Genomic DNA, 18,046 nt, shown 5'->3' on the forward strand with positions numbered 1-18,046 from the left:
CCACTTCGAGCCCGACTCGGACGATTGTGCCAGCGGAAAATCGGACACTCCACTCGACAGCCCGTTCGATGAGTAACGTTCGAGTACCAATCGCATACCGGGAAGTTCGTGTTACCTCCCGTCCGCTTTCCACGAGCTGCCGGGCGGGACATCACCGCCCCTTGCGCAGCACGGTGAGGACAACGTCATATCCGGCTAACTGACGTGTAATGACGGCGCACCCTGGGCCGGGCACTGTGGAATCCATGGTCACCACGGTGAAGACACTCTGCGCGTACTGCGGCGTGGGATGCGGCATGGTGCTCGAGATCGGCGGCCCGCCCACGTCCTCCGATGCCGCTCCGACCAGGCCTGTCGTCACCAAATCGGTCGGCGACAAGTCTCACCCGGCCAACTTCGGCCGGCTGTGCACCAAGGGAACCACCACCGCGGACATGCTCGCCGGTCCCGGACGGCTCGAGAAGGCCCAGATTCGGCACCGCCGCGGCGAGCACCCGGAGAGCACGGACACCTCGGCGGCGATCAACGACACCGCCCGCCGACTGCGAACCATCATCGACGAACACGGACCCGATGCGCTCGCACTGTACGTATCCGGGCAGATGTCGATCGAGGCCCAGTACCTGTCGAACAAATTGGCCAAGGGGTTCATCGGCACCAACCAGATCGAATCCAATTCCCGACTCTGCATGGCGAGCGCAGGAACCGGATACAAGCAATCACTGGGAGCCGACGGCCCACCCGGGTCGTATGAGGACTTCGACCACGCCGACGTGTTCTTCGTCATCGGCTCCAACATGGCCGACTGTCACCCCATTCTGTTCCTGCGGATGATGGACCGCGTCAAGGCAGGCGCGAAGCTGATCGTCGTCGACCCGCGGCGCACCGCCACCGCGGACAAAGCCCACCTGCATCTGCAACTCGAGCCGGGTTCGGACCTGGCGCTGCTCAACGGTCTGCTGGCGCTCATCGTGGAAAACGGCGACATCGACCCGGAGTTCATCGCGGAGTTCACCGACGGGTGGGACGCGATGCCGGAGTTCCTCGACGACTACACCCCGGAGAAGGTCTGCGCCGCAACCGGTCTCGCCGAGCAAGACCTCCGAGCCGCGGCCGCGATGATCGGCGGCGCAGAGAACTGGATGAGCTGCTGGACGATGGGCCTGAACCAGTCGACGCACGGAACCTGGAACACCAACGCGCTGTGCAACCTCCATCTGGCGACCGGTGCCATCTGCAGGACCGGCAGCGGCCCGTTCTCCCTGACCGGACAACCGAACGCCATGGGCGGACGGGAAATGGGATACATGGGACCCGGGCTGCCGGGACAGCGAGCAGTGGTCAACGACGCCGACCGCGAATTCGTCGAGGACCGATGGGGCGTTCCGCGCGGAACGCTGCGCACCGACGTCGGCGGCGGAACCATCGAGATGTTCTCCAAGCTCGCTGCCGGTGAGATCAAGGCCTGCTGGATCATCTGCACCAATCCGGTTGCCTCGGTGGCCAACAGAACGACGGTGATCGCCGGTCTCGAGCGCGCCGAGTTGGTGATCACTCAGGATGCCTTCGCAGATACCGAAACCAACGACTACGCCGATGTGATGCTGCCTGCCGCGTTGTGGACGGAGGCGCACGGAGTGATGGTCAATTCCGAACGCAACCTCACGCTGTTCCAACCGGCGCTCGAGGCACCGGGCGGTGCGCTGCCGGACTGGAAGATCATCGCCGACATGGCGTGCGCGCTGGGGTATGCCGACGGCTTCACCTATGCGAGCGCCGAGGAGGTGTTCGAGGAGATCAAGCAGTTCTGGAATCCCAACACCGGCTACGACATTCGCGGAGTCAACTACGAACGCCTGCGCGAGAGTCCCATCCAGTGGCCGTGTCCGCCCGACGCGACAACCACCCGGCACCCGATCCGCTACCTCAACGACGGAGTCAGTCAACGACGACGGGTGTCCGAGGACGGTTCGATCCCCGCACTGTCCTTCCCCACCCCGAGCGGTCGGGCCCAGTTCTTCGCCAGGCCCAGCATGGTGCCTGCGGAAATGCCCGACGACGACTACCCGTTTCTGCTCAACACCGGACGCCTGCCACACCAGTGGCACACCATGACCAAGACCGGCAAGGTCGCCAAACTGAACAAACTCGATTCCGGCCCGTTCGTCGAGGTGCACCCACTCGACGCCGACCGGCTCGGTGTGATCGACGGCGACAGCGTCGAGGTCGCGTCCCGCCGAGGCCGAGCCGTCCTCCCTGCTGCCGTCAGCGATCGAGTGCTTCCGGGAAGCTGCTTCGCGCCCTTCCACTGGAACGACGAATTCGGTGAGTATCTCGCCATCAATGCCGTCACCAACGACGCCATCGATCCGTATTCTCAACAACCCGAGTTCAAGGCGTGTGCGGTCACACTCACCAGAGTTGCTGCAGCTCAATCACTCTCACCCGTGGCCGACGAGCATTCCGAAGACCCGGTCGATGCACTCGCCACGATCGTCGGCCGGCCTGCGCGTCCTTCGGAACCACTGACCACCATCGAGCAGCGTTACATCGCAGGCCTTCTCGAAGGTCTGGGCAGTGAGGCCGGCCGCAGCGCCGCCGGAACGCCCACACTGCCGTCGCAGACTCCCCTGTCCCCCGAAACCCACGCATGGCTCGACGGCGTTCTCGCGGGCCTGTTCTCGCGTAGACCCGACACCGACGGTGCGACCTCCGGCGTACCGGCCGATACCGCTGATCCGGGCCGACGCCCGGTGCTGCTGCTGTGGGCCTCGCAGACCGGCACCGCCGAGGAGTACGCCCAGTCCTGCCTGGCCCACCTGCAGGGAGCCGGCCTGACGATCGCCGAACACTCGATGGATACGTTCACCGTCGATCGTCTGCCCGCCGAGGCCGATGTGCTGATAGTCAGCAGTACCACCGGTGACGGCGAAGCGCCCGACAACGGTGCGACGTTCTGGGACAGCCTCGTAGCCGAGTCAGCAGGGACGCTTTCGGGAATCCGTTATGCCGTACTCGCTTTCGGCGACTCGAGCTATGCGGACTTCTGCGGCCACGGACGCAGGATCGACGAGCGTCTCACCGAGTTGGGTGCCCGGCGACTGCTGGAGCGGGTCGACTGCGAGCCCGACTACGAGAGTGAGGCGGCAGCGTGGCTCGATGCGGTGGCCGATCTGCTTCGGCGCGATGACGACACCGCCGCCGACGAAACACGGGTGGAGTCCGCGCGCACCGTTCCGCAGACCCGAGCGGAGCCGGAGCGATACAGCAAGAAGTCCCCGCTGGTGACGACCCTCGTACGCAATCGGGTACTGACCGCACGCGGATCGGTCAAGGACGTCCGCCAGTTCGGGTTCCATCTGCCCGACGGGACCCTCGAGTACGAGGTCGGCGACGCACTCGGAGTGTGGCCGCGCAACAGCGATGGCTACGTCGACGAATGGCTCGCGGCCACCGGCCTGGACAGCGATACGGCTGTCGATCTCGCTGGATTCGGCTCGATGCCGCTGCGCACGGCGCTGAGCCGGCACCTCGAAATCGCCCGTGCAACACCGGATCTACTGAAGTTCGTCCACCGACGAACCGCTGACGACGACCTGGAGGCGATGCTGCATCCCGACAACAAGCATGCGTTGTCCGACTGGATGTGGGGTCGTCAGTCGATCGATGTGCTTGCTGCCCATCCGGTTCGGGCCTCGGTGGACGACTGGCTGGGAGTTCTCAAACCGTTGCAGCCGCGGCTGTACTCGATTTCGTCGAGTCCGAAGGAGAATCCCAACGAGGTACAGGTGACCGTCTCGGCGGTGCGGTACAACGTGCACGGAGTTCCGCGGCGCGGTGTGTGCTCGACCTACCTGGCCGACCATGCGTCGAACCACGATGTGGGGATATTCGTGCAGAAGACCTCGCACTTCAAGCCGCCGGACGATCCCACCACCCCGATGATCATGGTGGGCCCGGGTACCGGTGTGGCCCCGTTCCGCGCCTTCCTGCACGAGCGTCGCGCACTCGGGCACACCGGCCACAACTGGCTGTTCTTCGGTGAACAGCACGCCGATACGGACTTCTACTATCGCGACGAACTGACGGCGATGCTGAGCGACGGTTCGCTGAACCGCCTGGACGTCGCCTTCTCGCGTGATCAGAAGGACAAGGTCTACGTCCAGGATCGGATGCGTGAGCACGGGGCCGAACTGTGGAACTGGATTCACCGCGGTGCCCACTTCTACGTGTGCGGCGATGCGTCCAGGATGGCCAAGGACGTCGACGCCGCACTGAAGGGCGTGGTGGCACAACACGGCAAGCTCGCCCCGAGCAGCGCCGAGGCCTACGTCAAAGCCCTTGCCGCAGAGAAGCGCTACGTACGCGACGTCTACTGAGTCGGTGGAACCGTGCGGGTCAGGAACTCGACCTGGTCTGCCACCACCTGCTCGAACGCCTCACCCAGGTAGATCTCGAAATGACCGGCGTCGTAGGTCTTGATCTCTCCGTGCGGTGCCGTCCGTGCGTAGCGCAGAGTGGCTTTCGCCGGCGCGACCGAGTCCGTCTCGCAGACGACGAAGAGGATGGGGCAGCGAACGTCCTTTGCCCGACGCCCGGGCCGGTGCCGCACGATATGCAGCGCGACTCTGGCTGCGACTCGGTTGTGGAACGTCTCGTCGGCGTCCGGCGCGAGCGCCAGGTAACCGTCGTAGCTGTCGGGCGAGGTCATCAGTGCGGTCGTTCCAGGTCGTCCGGCCGTGTTCACCATCAGCGGCGGTCGACCGACCACCGATCCGGCCAGATCACCCAGTGCCCGACCGGACAACTTCATCGACGTCCAGGTGTTCGACGCGAGTCCCGAGGCGATCCCGTCGGTGAACGGGCACTGCGAGATCACTGCAGCGACCTGCTGATCTCGGGCGGCGGCGACGATGACGTGACCGCCGCCGAACGACGAGCCCCACAACACGATTCGGGAGTTGTCCACGTCGGCACGCGAGCGGGCATGGGCGATGGCCGAGGCCCAGTCCTGCAGCTGCGATTCGATGTCGAGCAGCTGCCGTGGCTCGCCGCCGCTCGCCCCGAAGTAGCGATAGTCGAACACCAGGCAGGCATACCCGGCGGCGCGGAAACGCTCCGCGTAGGCGTCGAGCCGCATTTCCCGAGTTCCGCCGAGACCATGCCCCATGACGATCACCGGAGCGGGGCCGCTACCGGCCGGAAGATAGAGCCACGCCGCGCAGGCGTCTCCGTGAGAATCGAACGTGACATCGATGCGATCTGGGATCGAGCCCCCCGGCTGCGAGTTCATGCGCAGACGATAGCTCACCAGGCCGGGAGCGCCAACCCTATCGGTCGATCAACGGCCGGAGTGCTCGGCGGCATAGGCGTCGACGCGTCCGTAGGCGATCTTGGGCGTCCAGTCGCGCCGCACCAAACCGAAGTTCTGCTCGGTGTCGGCGGTGTCGGCACCGGCGTCGCGCAGGCTGTACACGTAGGCCGGTCCGAGCCAGTCGTTGCCGAGGACAGCATCGAGGACTATCCCGATGCTGTCCGATTGCACCTGCTCGCTGACACTGTTGGGGGCTGTCCCGGTGGGCGCTCCGAACTCGGTGATCCAGATCTGTTTGCCACTGTCGCCGCCGGCGATCATGGTGTCCCGCATCGACCACATCTTCATGGCGGTGTTCCACGACGCCGTGTCCGGGTCGTTGGGTAGGTACGGCCACGTGTACGGATGAACATTGAAGGCGTCGAAGTACTTGTTGGCTCCTTGCGCGTACATCTTCGACAGGAAGGTCGTACCGGCGATGTTGCCGTCCTTGTCCTCGGCTGGTGCCATCCCGCCGGCGAGCACGGTGGAATCGGGTTGCACTTGCTTGATCACGGTGTAGGTCGCTCGAAGCAGCGCCGAGTACGCCGCCACATCGGGAACGGGCTTGAAGAACGTCACGATGTTCGGCTCGTTCCACACTTCCCATATCTTGATTCGGCTCTGGTACCGCTGAACCACGGTCTTGGCGAACGCCGCAAAGGTAGAGGGATTCGCAGGACGGGAGTGCGAATCGTTGACGGCACCGGCCACTCGCGCCCATCTCGGGGTGTACGCGATGATGCCGTGCACGCACATCCCGTGGGCCACAACGGCATCGATCACCCGATCCGTTCGGCTCCAATCGAACCTGCCCCGTGTCGACTCGATGCCAGACCAATCGATGTCGAGACGAACCGCGAAAGCTCCGGCGTCACGGGCAAGAGTGAGTTCCCGATCCAGATCCGCAGGAGACAGCGCGCCGATCGACGCTCCGGGTGAGACTCCGATCCGAACCGCATCCGACTGCCGCGCACAAGATGGACTACCCACCGTGGCCTGCTGTTCCCGCAGACCGGACGCCGCAGCGGGCACCGCCCCTGCACCGAACAGCAGCAGTACGGTCGCCGTTGCCGCACCCGCCCGGCGCAGTGAATTCCATTCCATCGAAAGATGCTAGCAACCACTCGGATTTCACGATATCTGTGCCGACACCAATCAATTGTTGCGCGCTTTGTCTCACGCGTACGTCTCGAACGCATTCGATAAACACCCGAGCAATGTCGCCGCTCGCGCCCGTGCGAGAACAACGCCTGTACTAACATCGAACCAATGACGACAGGATTTCCCGGTTTCGACGACCGTCTGAACGATCTGCTCGCCCGGCAGGCGGAGAAATCCGGTCTTTCCACCGCCGAATTCATTCGCGGAGCGGTGGTCGACCGGCTCGTGCGGGAACTGTCCGAAGATCAGGACTCCGACGTCGGTGCATTGCTTCGCGCTTTGCAGGGAGGCTCGGAGAAGGGCGTCGGCCCAGCCGAGGTCACGCGAGCGTTCGGCACCCCGATCGACGATCCCGACCGACTGGCCGCTGTGGCTCGAACTGGGCTGATGGACACCGGATCCGATGCGGGATACGACCGGATCGTGACCATGGTCGCCGATGCCCTGAGCGCCCCTTCTGCTGCATTCTCCCTTCTCGACGACAAACGTCAGTACTTCAAGAGTGCACTCGGACTTCCTGCGGAACTCGGTGGCGCGCAAGAGGTCCCCATGGACGGGTCCATCTGCCGCTATGCGATCGATCTAGGTCAACCACTGGTGGTCGAGGACGCTCGACTCAACGACATCCTCAAGGATCACCCCTCCGTGCAGGGCAACCTTCTCGTGTCCTACCTCGGAGTTCCGCTCACCGATGACGCAGGCCACTCCGTGGGCACCCTGTGCGTATGGGATCAGCGACCGCGGCAATGGACGACCGGTCACGTACAGATACTTCAAGATCTGGCGTGGATAATTCGCGAGCGAGTTTTCGAATAAGAGGGTTATTCCCCGACGAATATAAGCATTTCCGACCTACAACCGACTTCGAGTTTTTTTCGAGAAGTCGACCGGGTGGCCGCTTTCGTGCCGGTATACATTGAATGGGATATTCGGGACCAACCGAGCCGAACTAGTCACCGGAAGTAGCTGTGCCGAAAACACTGGAATCAACGCACACTCGGCCGCAGGCTGACGAGGCCGACACCGTTGCCGCCCGTCGTACAGTTGGCGATCGGCTTCGAGTCGATCCCCTCTACACCGCGATCACCGTCGCAGTGGATGTGCTCGCCTCAGCTGTCGCGATCGTCGGAGCCTTGCTCTGGTATTCGGGCAGTCTCACCGACACCGGTTGGCTCCCGTGGTTGTTCCTGCCGCTGCTGATCGGAATCCTCGCCGGCAAGTCGATGTACCGACGCGGCCTTCGGCGCAACTTCCTCGACGAGATCGGGCCGGCCGAAACTGCTGTCGCGTTCGCGTCGCTCGCACTGTTGGTCGTAATGTTCCTGGTCGACACCGACTATCGGCCCGGTTCCGTCGTGCTACGCCTGTGGTTGCTGAGCGCCATCACGGTCGCCCTGGCGCGCTTGATCCGCGTCGTCGTCCAGCGCATGCTTCGCACCAAGTTCGGAGTCGCAGCGCCGACCATCGTGCTGGGAAACGATCCGATTGCGCACCAACTGGTTTCGCGCACACGCCAGTTCCCGGAGTACGGTCTCGAACCGATCGGCTATGTGGGCGAGCCACCGGTCGCCGACGTCTCCTCGGGCAGCGAGGTGCCCCACCTGCCGCACCTCGGGCTCCCGAGAAACTTCGAAACAGTTGCGCGCAGGACCGGTGCCGACGAGTTGATCGTCGCGTTCGCGCCGACCGAGGACCGAGAGTTGATTGCCGCCATCAGGATTGCGCATCGGCTCGGTATGCGGGTGTGGGTTGTACCCAGGTTGTACGACGCAGTCGGGGTCAACACCCGCGTCGAACACATCGGCGGCCTGCCGTTGATGGTGCTACCGCATGTGAACCCCAAGGGATGGCAGTTTGCTCTCAAGGGACTTCTCGATCGGGTTCTGACCGCGTTCGGGCTACTGCTGCTCTCCCCCGTCTTCCTGACGCTGATGCTGCTCGTCCGCCTGAGTTCACCTGGCCCGATCTTCTTCAAGCAGGTGCGAATCGGCCGCGACGGATTGCCGTTCGATTGTCTGAAGTTCCGCTCCATGCGGCCTCCACGTGCGTCCGACGCCGAGTTCGAGCGGAAGGCCGGGGACGCACCCGGCGGTGTCGAGGGTGTCGACCGACGAACACGCATCGGAAAGATCATGCGACAGACCTCGATGGACGAACTCCCGCAGTTGCTCAACGTACTTCGCGGCGACATGAGTTTGGTCGGTCCGCGCCCCGAACGACCCGAGTACGTCGACCTGTTCGAGATGCAGATCCGTCGGTACGGCGAGCGGCACCGCGTCAAGGCCGGCGTGACGGGATGGGCTCAGGTACACGGTCTCCGCGGCCAGACGTCCATCGCGGACCGCGCCGAGTGGGACAACTACTACATCGAGAACTGGTCGGTGTGGCTGGACGTCAAGATCCTGTTCCTCACCGTCCTGGCCGTGCTGAAGCGCGCCGAAGACTGACTGTGGCCTCCGCCGAACACGAGCACCGGCCTGAAGCGGGCGTCGAATCGTGATCACCTACATCGCGCTCGGTTTCGGCGTACTACTGGTTCTCGTGCTCGGCTGCGCAGTCGCGGCAACGATCTACCGCCGCCCGCAACGCGGAGTGCTGTTGCTCGCTGCATTCGTTCCGCTGCACGGCCTTCTGGTTCTGGTGCCCCTGCCCGGGGTGGTGTCCGGCTGGAAGGAAGGCCTTGTCGTCTTCACGGTTCTGTGCGCGTGGTTGCGCCGGCCACGACACGTCCATGGCTCGATGCCTCGGGTGTTCATGCCGTGGTGGCCCGCCGCCGCCGTCTTCGTCGTGTTCGGCAGTGTGTCCGCGCTCGCTACCTTCGGAACCGTCGGCGTGTTCGGCATCAAGGTCACCTTCTTCTACATCCTGCTGGTGGTCGTCATGTGGCTCGCGCCGTTCGACGCCACGGACCGAGACCACCTCGTCTCCGTTCTCATGGGCATGGGTGTGTTCACGTCGGCGGTCGGCATAGCGCAACTTCTGGCCGGACCCGCGGCGTTGGTGTCGCTGGGCTACGAATACGACACGCAGGTCAGAACATCGGGTGGACTACTTCGCACGTTCAGCACGTTCAACCTGCCGTTCCCGTTCGGGCTGTACGTGATGCTGGCGTTGCTGGTCGGTGGTGCGGTTGCCCTGGCCGATCCGCGCCGTCGGCGAAACATGTTGTTCCTCTGCGCGACTCCGATGATGGTGGTCGCCATGTCCAGTTCGATCGTGCGAGGAGCAATTCTCGGGCTCGCGGTCGGGGCCGTCTACTTGATCGCTGTGCGTTTCCGCTACCTCGCCGCACCTCTTGCTCTGGCGGCGCTGGCCGTGGCGGTCACGGTTCCCTTCGTACCGAGAATAACGTCGGTCTTCTTCTCCTCGAGCAGCCTAGGTCAGCGCGGCGACGGCTGGGCCAACATCATTGCCAGCATCCTGATCCATCCGTTCGGGACGGGGCTGGGATCGAGCGGATCTGCGGCAGACCGCATTTCCACCGCCGAGGGTGTCGCATTCACGCAGTCGGGGCTCTCGACCAACTATCAGCCCGACAATTACTACGTGAAAGCTCTGCTCGAACTCGGACCGATCGGCCTGTGGGCGGTGGTCGCGTTGCTCCTGACGTCGCTGCTGTGGTGCACCCGGCTGTCCCGGGCACTACCGGGCAACGACGGTGCGCTGGCCCTCGGAGTCGGTGCGTCGATCGTGGCAGCCATGTTCGCGAGTCTCGTGTCCACGTATTTCGAGATCTTTCCGATCGATGTCTATTTCTGGCTCTTGTTAGGAGTGGTGGGATGCGCAGCAGCGCAACACGAATCGTTTTCGGGGCGCTCGCCCTCCGACCGGGCGGAAGCGGAGTACAGACCTACATTCGCGAACTCCTGAACGAGCTCCCACATTGCTTACCCGATACCGATCTCGCGGCGTCCGTGCAGCGCGACGCAGTCGGCGAGCTCCCACCATCGGTCGAGGCGATGGAGCGGCCTGTCACCAGCGGTGCGGCTCGTGCCTTGCTCGGTGCCCTCCCCGTCGGTCGTTGCGATGTAGTGCACGGCCTGGACGTCGACCTGCCGTTCCTCACCAAGGCCTTCACCGTTTCGACGGTGCACGACCTCTCGGTCATCGACATGCCGTCGGCCTCCAGTCGATTTCGCGCACTGGGTGAACAGAGACTCGTACGGCGTGCACTGCGCCGCGCAGACTTGCTCATCGCGGTCTCGCAGTTCACCGCCGATCGGATCAAGGCGGTCAGCGGGCGCGACGCCACGGTGGTCGGCCTGGCACCCGCAGCGTGGGCCGGCGTCCCCACCGACAGCCGGATAGAGATCGTTCGGCGCAAGTACGACTTACCGGACCGTTTCGTCATGCAGGTCGGAACGGTGGAGCCTCGCAAAAACGTTCAGCTGGTGGCCGACGCAGCGGAGAGACTCGGACTACCGTGCCTGCTGGCCGGGGCCGGCTCCACCGGCCCCAACGCCCCCCGCAATTCCCAGGGGCTCGGATACGTCGATGTCGAGGATCTGCCCGGCCTGTACGCTGCCGCGACAGTCACCGCGTACGCCTCGCGGTACGAGGGCTACGGGCTCCCGCCCGTCGAGGCGATGGCCTCGGGCGGCGCAGTCGTCGCCAGTGCCGTCGGTGCCCTCCCCGATGTCGTCGGCGACGGTGCGGTCCTCGTCGAATCGGAGAACGCGGACGACTGGGTACAGGCGATGAAACCCATCGCTTTCGACGGGGCTGCCCGCGCAGCTCTCGTCGACGCGGCAGCGGTTGCAACCCGCGAGATCAGCTGGCGTCGAACGGCGGAGCTCACCGCCGACGCATATCGAGCCGCAGGCGTGGTCTGATGGCCGAGGAGCTCGCGCTCGACGGCACCGAGCAGCCCCCGGACTACCGCGCGATCGCAGCGGATCCGAAAGCAGCGGCCAAAGCGACGATTGCCGTTCTGATCAGCAGAGTGATCATCGCGACCTTGGGGTGGGTGGGCAGCGTCGTCGTCGCGAGGTCCCTCGGACCGGACGACTGGGGTCAGTTCAGCTTCGTCTTCGCGCTGCTCGGCTTGATGTCCGTCGTCACCGATCTGGGAGTCGGACGCGTCGTGCTGGCGAAATTGATGGACGACGATCCCGAAGAAATCGGTCGAACGGCATCGTCGTTCCTGGCTCTGCGCACCGTCCTCGGGTTGGTGGGGTACGTGCTGGCCGTCGCATACGTTCTCCTGCTGCAGTATCCGAGCGAAGTGGTTCTCGCGACGGTCGTGGGCGGACTGGTGGTCGTGTTCGCCACACCGGGTCACGCCTTGAGCGTGCTCTTCCAGAGTCGTCACCGCCTGGTCCTGGTGGCCGTTGCCGAAAGCGCAGGCCAGGCAATCCAATTGGCCTTGACCGTGTTGGCGGCCGTACTGGCCCCCACCCTGCTGATCTTCGTCCTCCCTGCCGTGGCCAACGAAGTGTTCAAGTTGGTGACCAAGGGTTTCGGCATCGGCAACCGTTCCATGGGCCTGCGACCGTCGCGGCACATCGAGATCCGTCGCTGGGGGCCCTATCTGAAAGAAGCCGTGCCACTCGCGATCGGCTTCGCTCTCACCATTGCCATGCTCAAGATCGACATGTTGATGCTCAGCCTGCTCGACACCTTCGAAGCCGTGGGACTGTATTCCATCGGCTACAAATTCTCGGACATGATCGACACCTTCGTGTTGGCTGCGGTGGCACCGATCAGCACCCTGCTCGTCGCGGCGTGGCCCCACGACACCACAGCATTTCGAGCGCGCTCACGTTCGGCCGCACTGCTGTTCGCGCTCTTCGGCGCAATGGCCGTCGCGGCGTTCGTCCCGTCGGCCGAGCCGCTGATCGGCCTGCTGTACGGCGACAGATTCGTCGACGGAGCTCAGGCAGCCCGTTTGCTCGTGATCGGCGCTGCGCTGATGTCGTTGGTGATGCTGGGCATATTTCTGCTCGCATCGGCGGGAATGCAGCGACACTACCCGATGGTGGCGCTGGTCGGACTGACTCTGAACGTCGGGTTGAACCTCGTTCTGATTCCGCGGATGTCGTACGACGGAGCTGCAATCTCCACGGTCGTGACAATCGGAACGACACTCGTCCTGCTGTGGATCGTGATCGCGCGGAGTATGCCGATCTCCAAACTGTTTCCGATGCAGTCCATTTCGATCGTCTTCGTGATCGCCGCAGCTGCGACGGTCGCCGGCTGGTTCCTGGTGCAGCACTACCCCGGCCTGTGGCTGCTCGTCTCCGCTGCGGCAGCGTTGCTGGTCGCCACCTTGCTCTACGCTTTGGTCGCAATCGGAGTCGTCGAGTCACCGTTGCCGGGGCCGGCCGAGAAAGGACGTCACCGTGCACGCTCGGAGTGAGGACCAAGGACCAAACGGACACATCACCCGATTCGGACCACGCCCTCCGGAATCGAAGTTCGGTTTCGCCGTCTCAACAGGGCGAGGCGCTTGTTATTCCAATGTTGTTGATGTGCAGTTTCATTCACGTGTGACACGGCTACACGGACAGCACACGAGCCCGGCTATCATCGAGCCAGTCGGCTCCACGAATCGCCGAAGCGGTACATCCGCTCGCATCAACGACGGAAGGGTACGCGGTTGATGTCCGTCCACGATGCCGTACACCGGGGCGACGTGCCCCCACCTATCGACCTCGCGGGGCACATGCGTGAGCTCGGCCGGGCCCTACTGCCCGCCCTGATGATCGCTGCGCTGGTGGGGGCAGGCGTGTTCTACCTCAGGAGCGAACTCACCGACGAGCAGTACGCCGCGTCGATCGTCGCCGAGATCGAACCGGCCCAAACCCTCGTTCCCGGTGACGCGTTCATCGAGCAGATGCGCGCACCGTTCATCGAATTGGCAACCGACCGCGGCGTGCTCGACGAGGTGCTCTCACAGGTCGACGCCGGCATGGACGCAGCGGAACTGGCCTCGAGCGTAGAACTCGCTCCCGGTACCTCGCCCGCACTGCTGACCGTGACGGTGACGACCCGATCTCCCGAACTCGCCGCAGATCTGGCCGAGGCGATGGTGTCGACCATGGCAAGCACCAGCACTGCCAATGCAATTCGCGACTCCGCCGAGCGTACGGGCGATGCACAGTCCGCAGTCGACGCGCAACAGGCTCGAATCGACGCCTTGGCACCCGACGATCCGAGCCGGCCCGCGGCCGTCTCCGAGCTGGCCGATCTGCGCACCCGCCTGAGCGAGGTTGAGGCCACCGCGGGCGGAGATCGACTGGTCGTGCTCTCGAACCCCGAGCAGAGCACTACCCCGGTCTCACCGAAACCGGTCTCGGAGGCACTCGTCGCAGCGCTCGCCGCTCTCATCGTGGCGGCCGAACTGATCGTGCTGCTCCGAGGACGCCTCGGACGCAGGCCTTCTCGCTCCTGGGCACGTCGGGTCTCTCGCAAATACGGTGCACACTTCGACCCGGCAACCGGCGACGCGGTGCCTCCCGCCGTGGCTGCACGGATCTCGGCACTCGAACGCGGCGATCGAACTGTCTCGAGGGGCGCTCGGCACGCTGCCCCCAAGGGCGACAGCATGATTGTCCTGTTGGTCGGGGAAAATGCCGTATCGGAGTCGGCTCACGATCAGGACCGGACAACCGAACATCGCCGAGCCACCGCAGAATTCGGCGTGTCGGAACAATGGTGGCAGCACACCGACGTAGGTGACGTCGAGACCGTCGTGGTGCTGGTGTCCAAACGTGGACGGGACAAGAAGGCAGCAACCGCCGCACTGCGGTTGCTCGACGATTTCGACATTCCCGTGCACCTGGTTCTGCAGAGCGGGAATTCGACCCGACGGGTGGAACAGACCGCAGAGACGATCTCGCCGGAAGGCCAGAAACATGCCAGCTGACAGAATTGCCGTCGTACACGAAAGATTCACCGAGATCGCCGGGTCCGAGCATGTCATCGAACAGCTCGCACTGCACTGGCCTGCAGCCGAGGTGTTCGCGCCGATCTCTCGGCCGTCCGGAGTGCCGGCAGGAATCAGCCGCCCGCCGCACACCTCGAGCCTCAATCACGTCTACAACGCGCTCGGTCAACGGTCGTACGCACCCGTTCTCCCGATGATGCCACTGGCCTTTCGGCGCATGCCGCTCAGCGGTTTCGATGCAGTCGTCGTGAGCCACCATGCCTTCGCGACCCAGGCCGTATTCGCCACCGACTCCCCGGTGATCGCCTACGTACACAGCCCGGCACGATGGGCCTGGGACCCCGAACTTCGCGCAGGAGAAGGCGGTGGTAGAGCCGGAGCGGCGATCCTGACGGCACTGTCGGCCGTCGCCCGTCGATGCGAGATGGCCGCCGCACCGAAACTGACCACCGTGGTGGCCAATTCGACTGCAGTTGCACGTCGCATCGAGGACTGGTGGGGGCGGGACGACGCAGTGGTTGTCCATCCACCTGTCGACACCGAGGGATTCACACCGGATCCGTCCATCGAGCGAGAGAACTTCTTCCTGCTCGCGGGACGCCTGGTCCCCTACAAGCGTCCGGACATCGCGGTGCGCGCTGCCGCCGAGGCGGACGTTCCGCTCGTGGTGGCAGGAGACGGTCGTGCGATGAACGCCTGCAGGGAACTGGCCGGGCCCAAAACGACCTTCCTCGGACGAGTTTCACACGAGAAGCTCCTCGAACTGCACCGAACGACGCGCGCCCTTCTGATGCCGGGAGTAGAGGACTTCGGCATCGTCCCCGTCGAATCCATGGCGACCGGAACACCCGTCATCGCCTTGGGCGACGGCGGTGCCATGGACTCCGTGGTACCCGGAAAGACCGGTGTGCATGTGGCTCCAGGCTCCGACGAGGCTGTGATCGCCGGTTTCGCCGAGGCCATGCGCTCCTTCGACCCCGCAGACTACGACCGCGCCGCCATCCGCACATGGGCGGAGGGCTTTTCACGCGCCAACTTCCGTAGTCGAATGCAGGAGGTCGTCGATGCCGTCCGCTGAGCGTAGCTACCGCTCGACTGCGCTGGATCGCGTCTTCGCCGACACCCGAATAGTCACCGCGGTCGGTCCGATCCGTGGCCTCGACGTCGGACGCACGAGACGAACGCTCACGGCCGCCGAGCACGTCGATGCCGAACCGCACCTCGCCCTGGAACCGCGGTCGGACACTCGGCAGTGGCGATACCGCACCGACATCGCAGGTGACAACGTCACCGTCAGTACCGGCCCCACGGACGACCTGGGTCGGATGCTCACCGAGATTCGATCCCGAGACGGCACGCGCAGCCCTCTCGACGTGATCGTGTTCGACGACCATCTCGCGATCGACTACTCGCATGGAATCGGAGACGGCCAGATCGGCGTGATGATGTTGGCGGCATTCTGCGACGATGCCGACGGGTCACTGGTTCCCGGGCTCGCGACAGGCTTGCCCGCGAGTTCGACGTGGAAAGCGTTGTGGCGGCACTATTCTCGGAACCCCAAGACTTTCGCGGACTTTCGGAAGCTGCGCGGTCGCCACCGAGCCGAGGCCGGCAGCGGGTCTGCTCCCCGTCGCAGAATCGAGAACTGGGAAGCCGCGAAGGTCAGTCGAGCCGGGTACATGAGCCGAGCCCGGGTGGAAGAACTCAAGCGCTGGACGGCCGAGTACATGCCGGGCGCGACCGCAGCGTCGATCTCGATCGCGCTGTGGAGTGCGGCGCTGCGGGCCGAGGGCGTCGACGTCGCCGAGCACATCATGGTCTTGTTCAACAGTCGGCGGTATCTCGATCCGGCGCAACAGACTTCGCACGGGAACTTCGCCGTCGGCATTCCACTTCACCTTCCCGAGAACACGACGCCCGTCGGCATCGCCGAGGCGATGCGTGAGGTGATCGAATCCGGTTGGCCGATAGCAGTACTGGGCATGTCACAGCTCCGCGATGTCGCGTCGCGAATTCGGCCGTCCGTTGGGTCGCACGTCGACGATTCGGTCGTCGAGGTCCCCGAAACATTGAGGCTGGCCGTCAGCGACCTCGGGCGAGTGAGAGTGTTCGATCACCTCGATTGGTTCGACGACGGCAGGCCGCCGCAGATGGCCGCATCACTCGAACCGGACGGCCCGGACGGCTGCACGATGCTCATCGCCGAAATTGCCGGTGGGCGGACCTACACGGCGTCGTTCTGCAGCAAGATGATCGACGTCGCCGTCATCGATGCAGCACTGCTGAGGATGTGTGAAGAACCCGTCACACTGCTTCGCGATGCTTGACGAGTCATCAGTTCGACCAGCCGAACCACACTTGCCACACGGACGGGCCCACACATGACCGACGAGTCGACTGTGCTTTTTCTCGCCCACACCGGGCAGGTTTCCGGTGCCGAGAAGGTGCTGCTGGATTTGATCGACGAGGCCGAGCGCCGCGGCCACGAAACTGTGATCGCCTGCCCCGCCGGACCACTGGCGCAGCGCCTGCCGAGCGCCACCCGACACATCCGCATCGACGAGCTCGGCCTCGGCGGTGAGCAAGGTGCCGCACGCGGCGTCGCCGCAGTACGTCTGCTCGGCAAGTGGGTCAACGCCGCGCGCGCAGTGCGCTCCGTCGCGCGCGCACCGGGAACTGTGACCGTCGTCAACTCGCTGTTCGCGCTCCCCGTCGCTCGACTGGCCCGGCCTGCCCGCGGTGCGTCGTGGCTCGTTCACGACACCATGAACTCACTCAAGCAGCGGGTGGTGGTTCGATTCTCCCGCCCCGCCGTTCGAGTCGCGGTGTCGGTGTCGGAAGCAACGGCCGTTCCGCTCCGCGCGGCCGGCCTTCCGGTGGTGGTGTCACACAACGGAGTGCCGTGGCCGGTGGCCCGCTTCGGCGGCGATCTTCACACCCCGCCGGTCGTCGGCATGTTGGCTCTGCTGACACCCTGGAAGGGTCACCGAGTTCTCCTCGACGCCGTCGCCACTCTTCCCGACATTCGAGTCGAGCTGGCTGGAGGAAGCTTTCCGGGCGATCGCGAGTACGTATCGGAGCTCCACGAGCGTGCCTCCGAATCGGACCTCGCCGGCAGGGTGGAGTTTCTCGGGCACTCCGACGCAGAGTCCGCACTCCGCAGGTGGGATGTCGTGATTTCGGCCAGTACGTCGCCGGAGGCCGGTCCGTTGTCGGTACTCGAAGCAATGTCGCACGGGTTGCCGGTGATCGGAACAGATCACGGCGGTACCCACGAATTCCTCTCCGACGGCGCCGGGATCTTGGTCGAGCCCGGTGACCCCACAGCTCTCGCCGAGGCCATCTCGACAGTCATCGACGACGCCGATCGAAGGCGCAGGCTCGGTGAAACCGCTCGTTACCGCGTAGCCAGTCGACACGACATCAGCGAAACGCTTCCCGAATTGTTCCACCGGCTGATCAACTGACCACCACTGCGATCGCGGGACGCACCAGTTCGTGAAGTGGGAAACATGATCGACGTCACGGACGCGTGTGATTGAATCCGGAAAGATCGATGGAAGGGGACACAGGTGACACGCGCTCCGCACCGATCGAACGAGCACTACCACTGGGGTGTCGGAGTAATGGCCTCCCTTGCG

12 protein-coding genes are annotated in these 18,046 nt (G+C 64.5%); 10 read left to right on the forward strand and 2 right to left on the reverse strand.

Translation table 11 applies throughout. From position 1 onward, the window contains the following. Window positions 1–245: 245 nt before the first annotated feature. Window positions 246–4,379, forward strand: coding sequence for a bifunctional nitrate reductase/sulfite reductase flavoprotein subunit alpha (locus AB0366_RS19580; protein WP_366245373.1), 4,134 nt, complete (start codon window positions 246–248; stop codon window positions 4,377–4,379). Here the strand turns inward: AB0366_RS19580 and AB0366_RS19585 are convergent. Continuing rightward, entirely contained in the window at window positions 4,373–5,293 is a 921-nt protein-coding gene (locus AB0366_RS19585; RefSeq protein WP_366245375.1) for an alpha/beta fold hydrolase, read from the reverse strand. The two genes, AB0366_RS19580 and AB0366_RS19585, sit on opposite strands and share 7 nt — an antisense overlap. 48 nt (window positions 5,294–5,341) lie before the next feature. Continuing rightward, entirely contained in the window at window positions 5,342–6,460 is a 1,119-nt protein-coding gene (locus AB0366_RS19590) for an endo-1,4-beta-xylanase (protein ID WP_366245376.1), read from the reverse strand. 165 nt (window positions 6,461–6,625) lie between these two features. Between AB0366_RS19590 and AB0366_RS19595 the strand changes: the two genes are divergently transcribed. From AB0366_RS19595 to AB0366_RS19635, 9 genes are all read left to right on the forward strand, one after another. Further along, on the forward strand, window positions 6,626–7,333 hold the full coding sequence (locus AB0366_RS19595; protein WP_366245377.1) for a GAF domain-containing protein: 708 nt from the start codon (window positions 6,626–6,628) through the stop codon (window positions 7,331–7,333). A 152-nt stretch (window positions 7,334–7,485) separates the two neighbouring features. After that, complete coding sequence (locus tag AB0366_RS19600) at window positions 7,486–8,964, forward strand: sugar transferase (protein ID WP_366245379.1); 1,479 nt, start codon at window positions 7,486–7,488, stop codon at window positions 8,962–8,964. A 49-nt stretch (window positions 8,965–9,013) separates the two neighbouring features. Further along, the gene (locus tag AB0366_RS19605) at window positions 9,014–10,387 is read left to right on the forward strand and encodes an O-antigen ligase family protein (protein WP_366245380.1); all 1,374 of its coding nucleotides are present in this window, start codon (window positions 9,014–9,016) and stop codon (window positions 10,385–10,387) included. Then, window positions 10,297–11,349 (forward strand): glycosyltransferase family 1 protein, encoded by a 1,053-nt coding sequence (locus AB0366_RS19610; RefSeq protein ID WP_366245381.1) that lies wholly within the window; start codon window positions 10,297–10,299, stop codon window positions 11,347–11,349. The genes AB0366_RS19605 and AB0366_RS19610 overlap by 91 nt, the downstream gene beginning before the upstream one ends. Then, window positions 11,349–12,875 (forward strand): flippase, encoded by a 1,527-nt coding sequence (locus AB0366_RS19615; protein ID WP_366245383.1) that lies wholly within the window; start codon window positions 11,349–11,351, stop codon window positions 12,873–12,875. The genes AB0366_RS19610 and AB0366_RS19615 overlap by 1 nt, the downstream gene beginning before the upstream one ends. Window positions 12,876–13,118: 243 nt before the next feature. Beyond that, window positions 13,119–14,384, forward strand: a complete 1,266-nt coding sequence (locus AB0366_RS19620) for a hypothetical protein (RefSeq protein WP_366245384.1) — start codon at window positions 13,119–13,121, stop codon at window positions 14,382–14,384. Continuing rightward, window positions 14,374–15,483, forward strand: a complete 1,110-nt coding sequence (locus AB0366_RS19625) for a glycosyltransferase (protein WP_366245386.1) — start codon at window positions 14,374–14,376, stop codon at window positions 15,481–15,483. Before AB0366_RS19620 ends, AB0366_RS19625 begins: the two co-directional genes overlap by 11 nt. Further along, window positions 15,470–16,732 carry a hypothetical protein gene (locus AB0366_RS19630; protein WP_366245388.1) on the forward strand — a complete coding sequence of 421 codons (1,263 nt, stop codon included), beginning with the start codon at window positions 15,470–15,472 and terminating at the stop codon, window positions 16,730–16,732. The genes AB0366_RS19625 and AB0366_RS19630 overlap by 14 nt, the downstream gene beginning before the upstream one ends. Window positions 16,733–16,786: 54 nt before the next feature. Further along, entirely contained in the window at window positions 16,787–17,872 is a 1,086-nt protein-coding gene (locus tag AB0366_RS19635) for a glycosyltransferase family 4 protein (protein ID WP_366245389.1), read from the forward strand. The last annotated feature ends 174 nt before the right edge of the window (window positions 17,873–18,046 follow it).

Source organism: Rhodococcus sp. NPDC076796, assembly GCF_040702765.1.
Taxonomy (GTDB): domain Bacteria; phylum Actinomycetota; class Actinomycetes; order Mycobacteriales; family Mycobacteriaceae; genus Rhodococcoides.

Bases quoted from the DNA above. Each gene is read 5' to 3' on its own strand.
- AB0366_RS19580 (WP_366245373.1), top strand. From the start codon at position 246: ATGGTCACCACGGTGAAGACACTCTGCGCGTACTGCGGCGTGGGATGC.
- AB0366_RS19585 (WP_366245375.1), bottom strand. From the start codon at position 5,293: ATGAACTCGCAGCCGGGGGGCTCGATCCCAGATCGCATCGATGTCACG.
- AB0366_RS19590 (WP_366245376.1), bottom strand. From the start codon at position 6,460: ATGGAATGGAATTCACTGCGCCGGGCGGGTGCGGCAACGGCGACCGTA.
- AB0366_RS19595 (WP_366245377.1), top strand. From the start codon at position 6,626: ATGACGACAGGATTTCCCGGTTTCGACGACCGTCTGAACGATCTGCTC.
- AB0366_RS19610 (WP_366245381.1), top strand. From the start codon at position 10,297: ATGCGCAGCAGCGCAACACGAATCGTTTTCGGGGCGCTCGCCCTCCGA.
- AB0366_RS19615 (WP_366245383.1), top strand. From the start codon at position 11,349: ATGGCCGAGGAGCTCGCGCTCGACGGCACCGAGCAGCCCCCGGACTAC.
- AB0366_RS19620 (WP_366245384.1), top strand. From the start codon at position 13,119: ATGTCCGTCCACGATGCCGTACACCGGGGCGACGTGCCCCCACCTATC.
- AB0366_RS19625 (WP_366245386.1), top strand. From the start codon at position 14,374: ATGCCAGCTGACAGAATTGCCGTCGTACACGAAAGATTCACCGAGATC.
- AB0366_RS19630 (WP_366245388.1), top strand. From the start codon at position 15,470: ATGCCGTCCGCTGAGCGTAGCTACCGCTCGACTGCGCTGGATCGCGTC.
- AB0366_RS19635 (WP_366245389.1), top strand. From the start codon at position 16,787: ATGACCGACGAGTCGACTGTGCTTTTTCTCGCCCACACCGGGCAGGTT.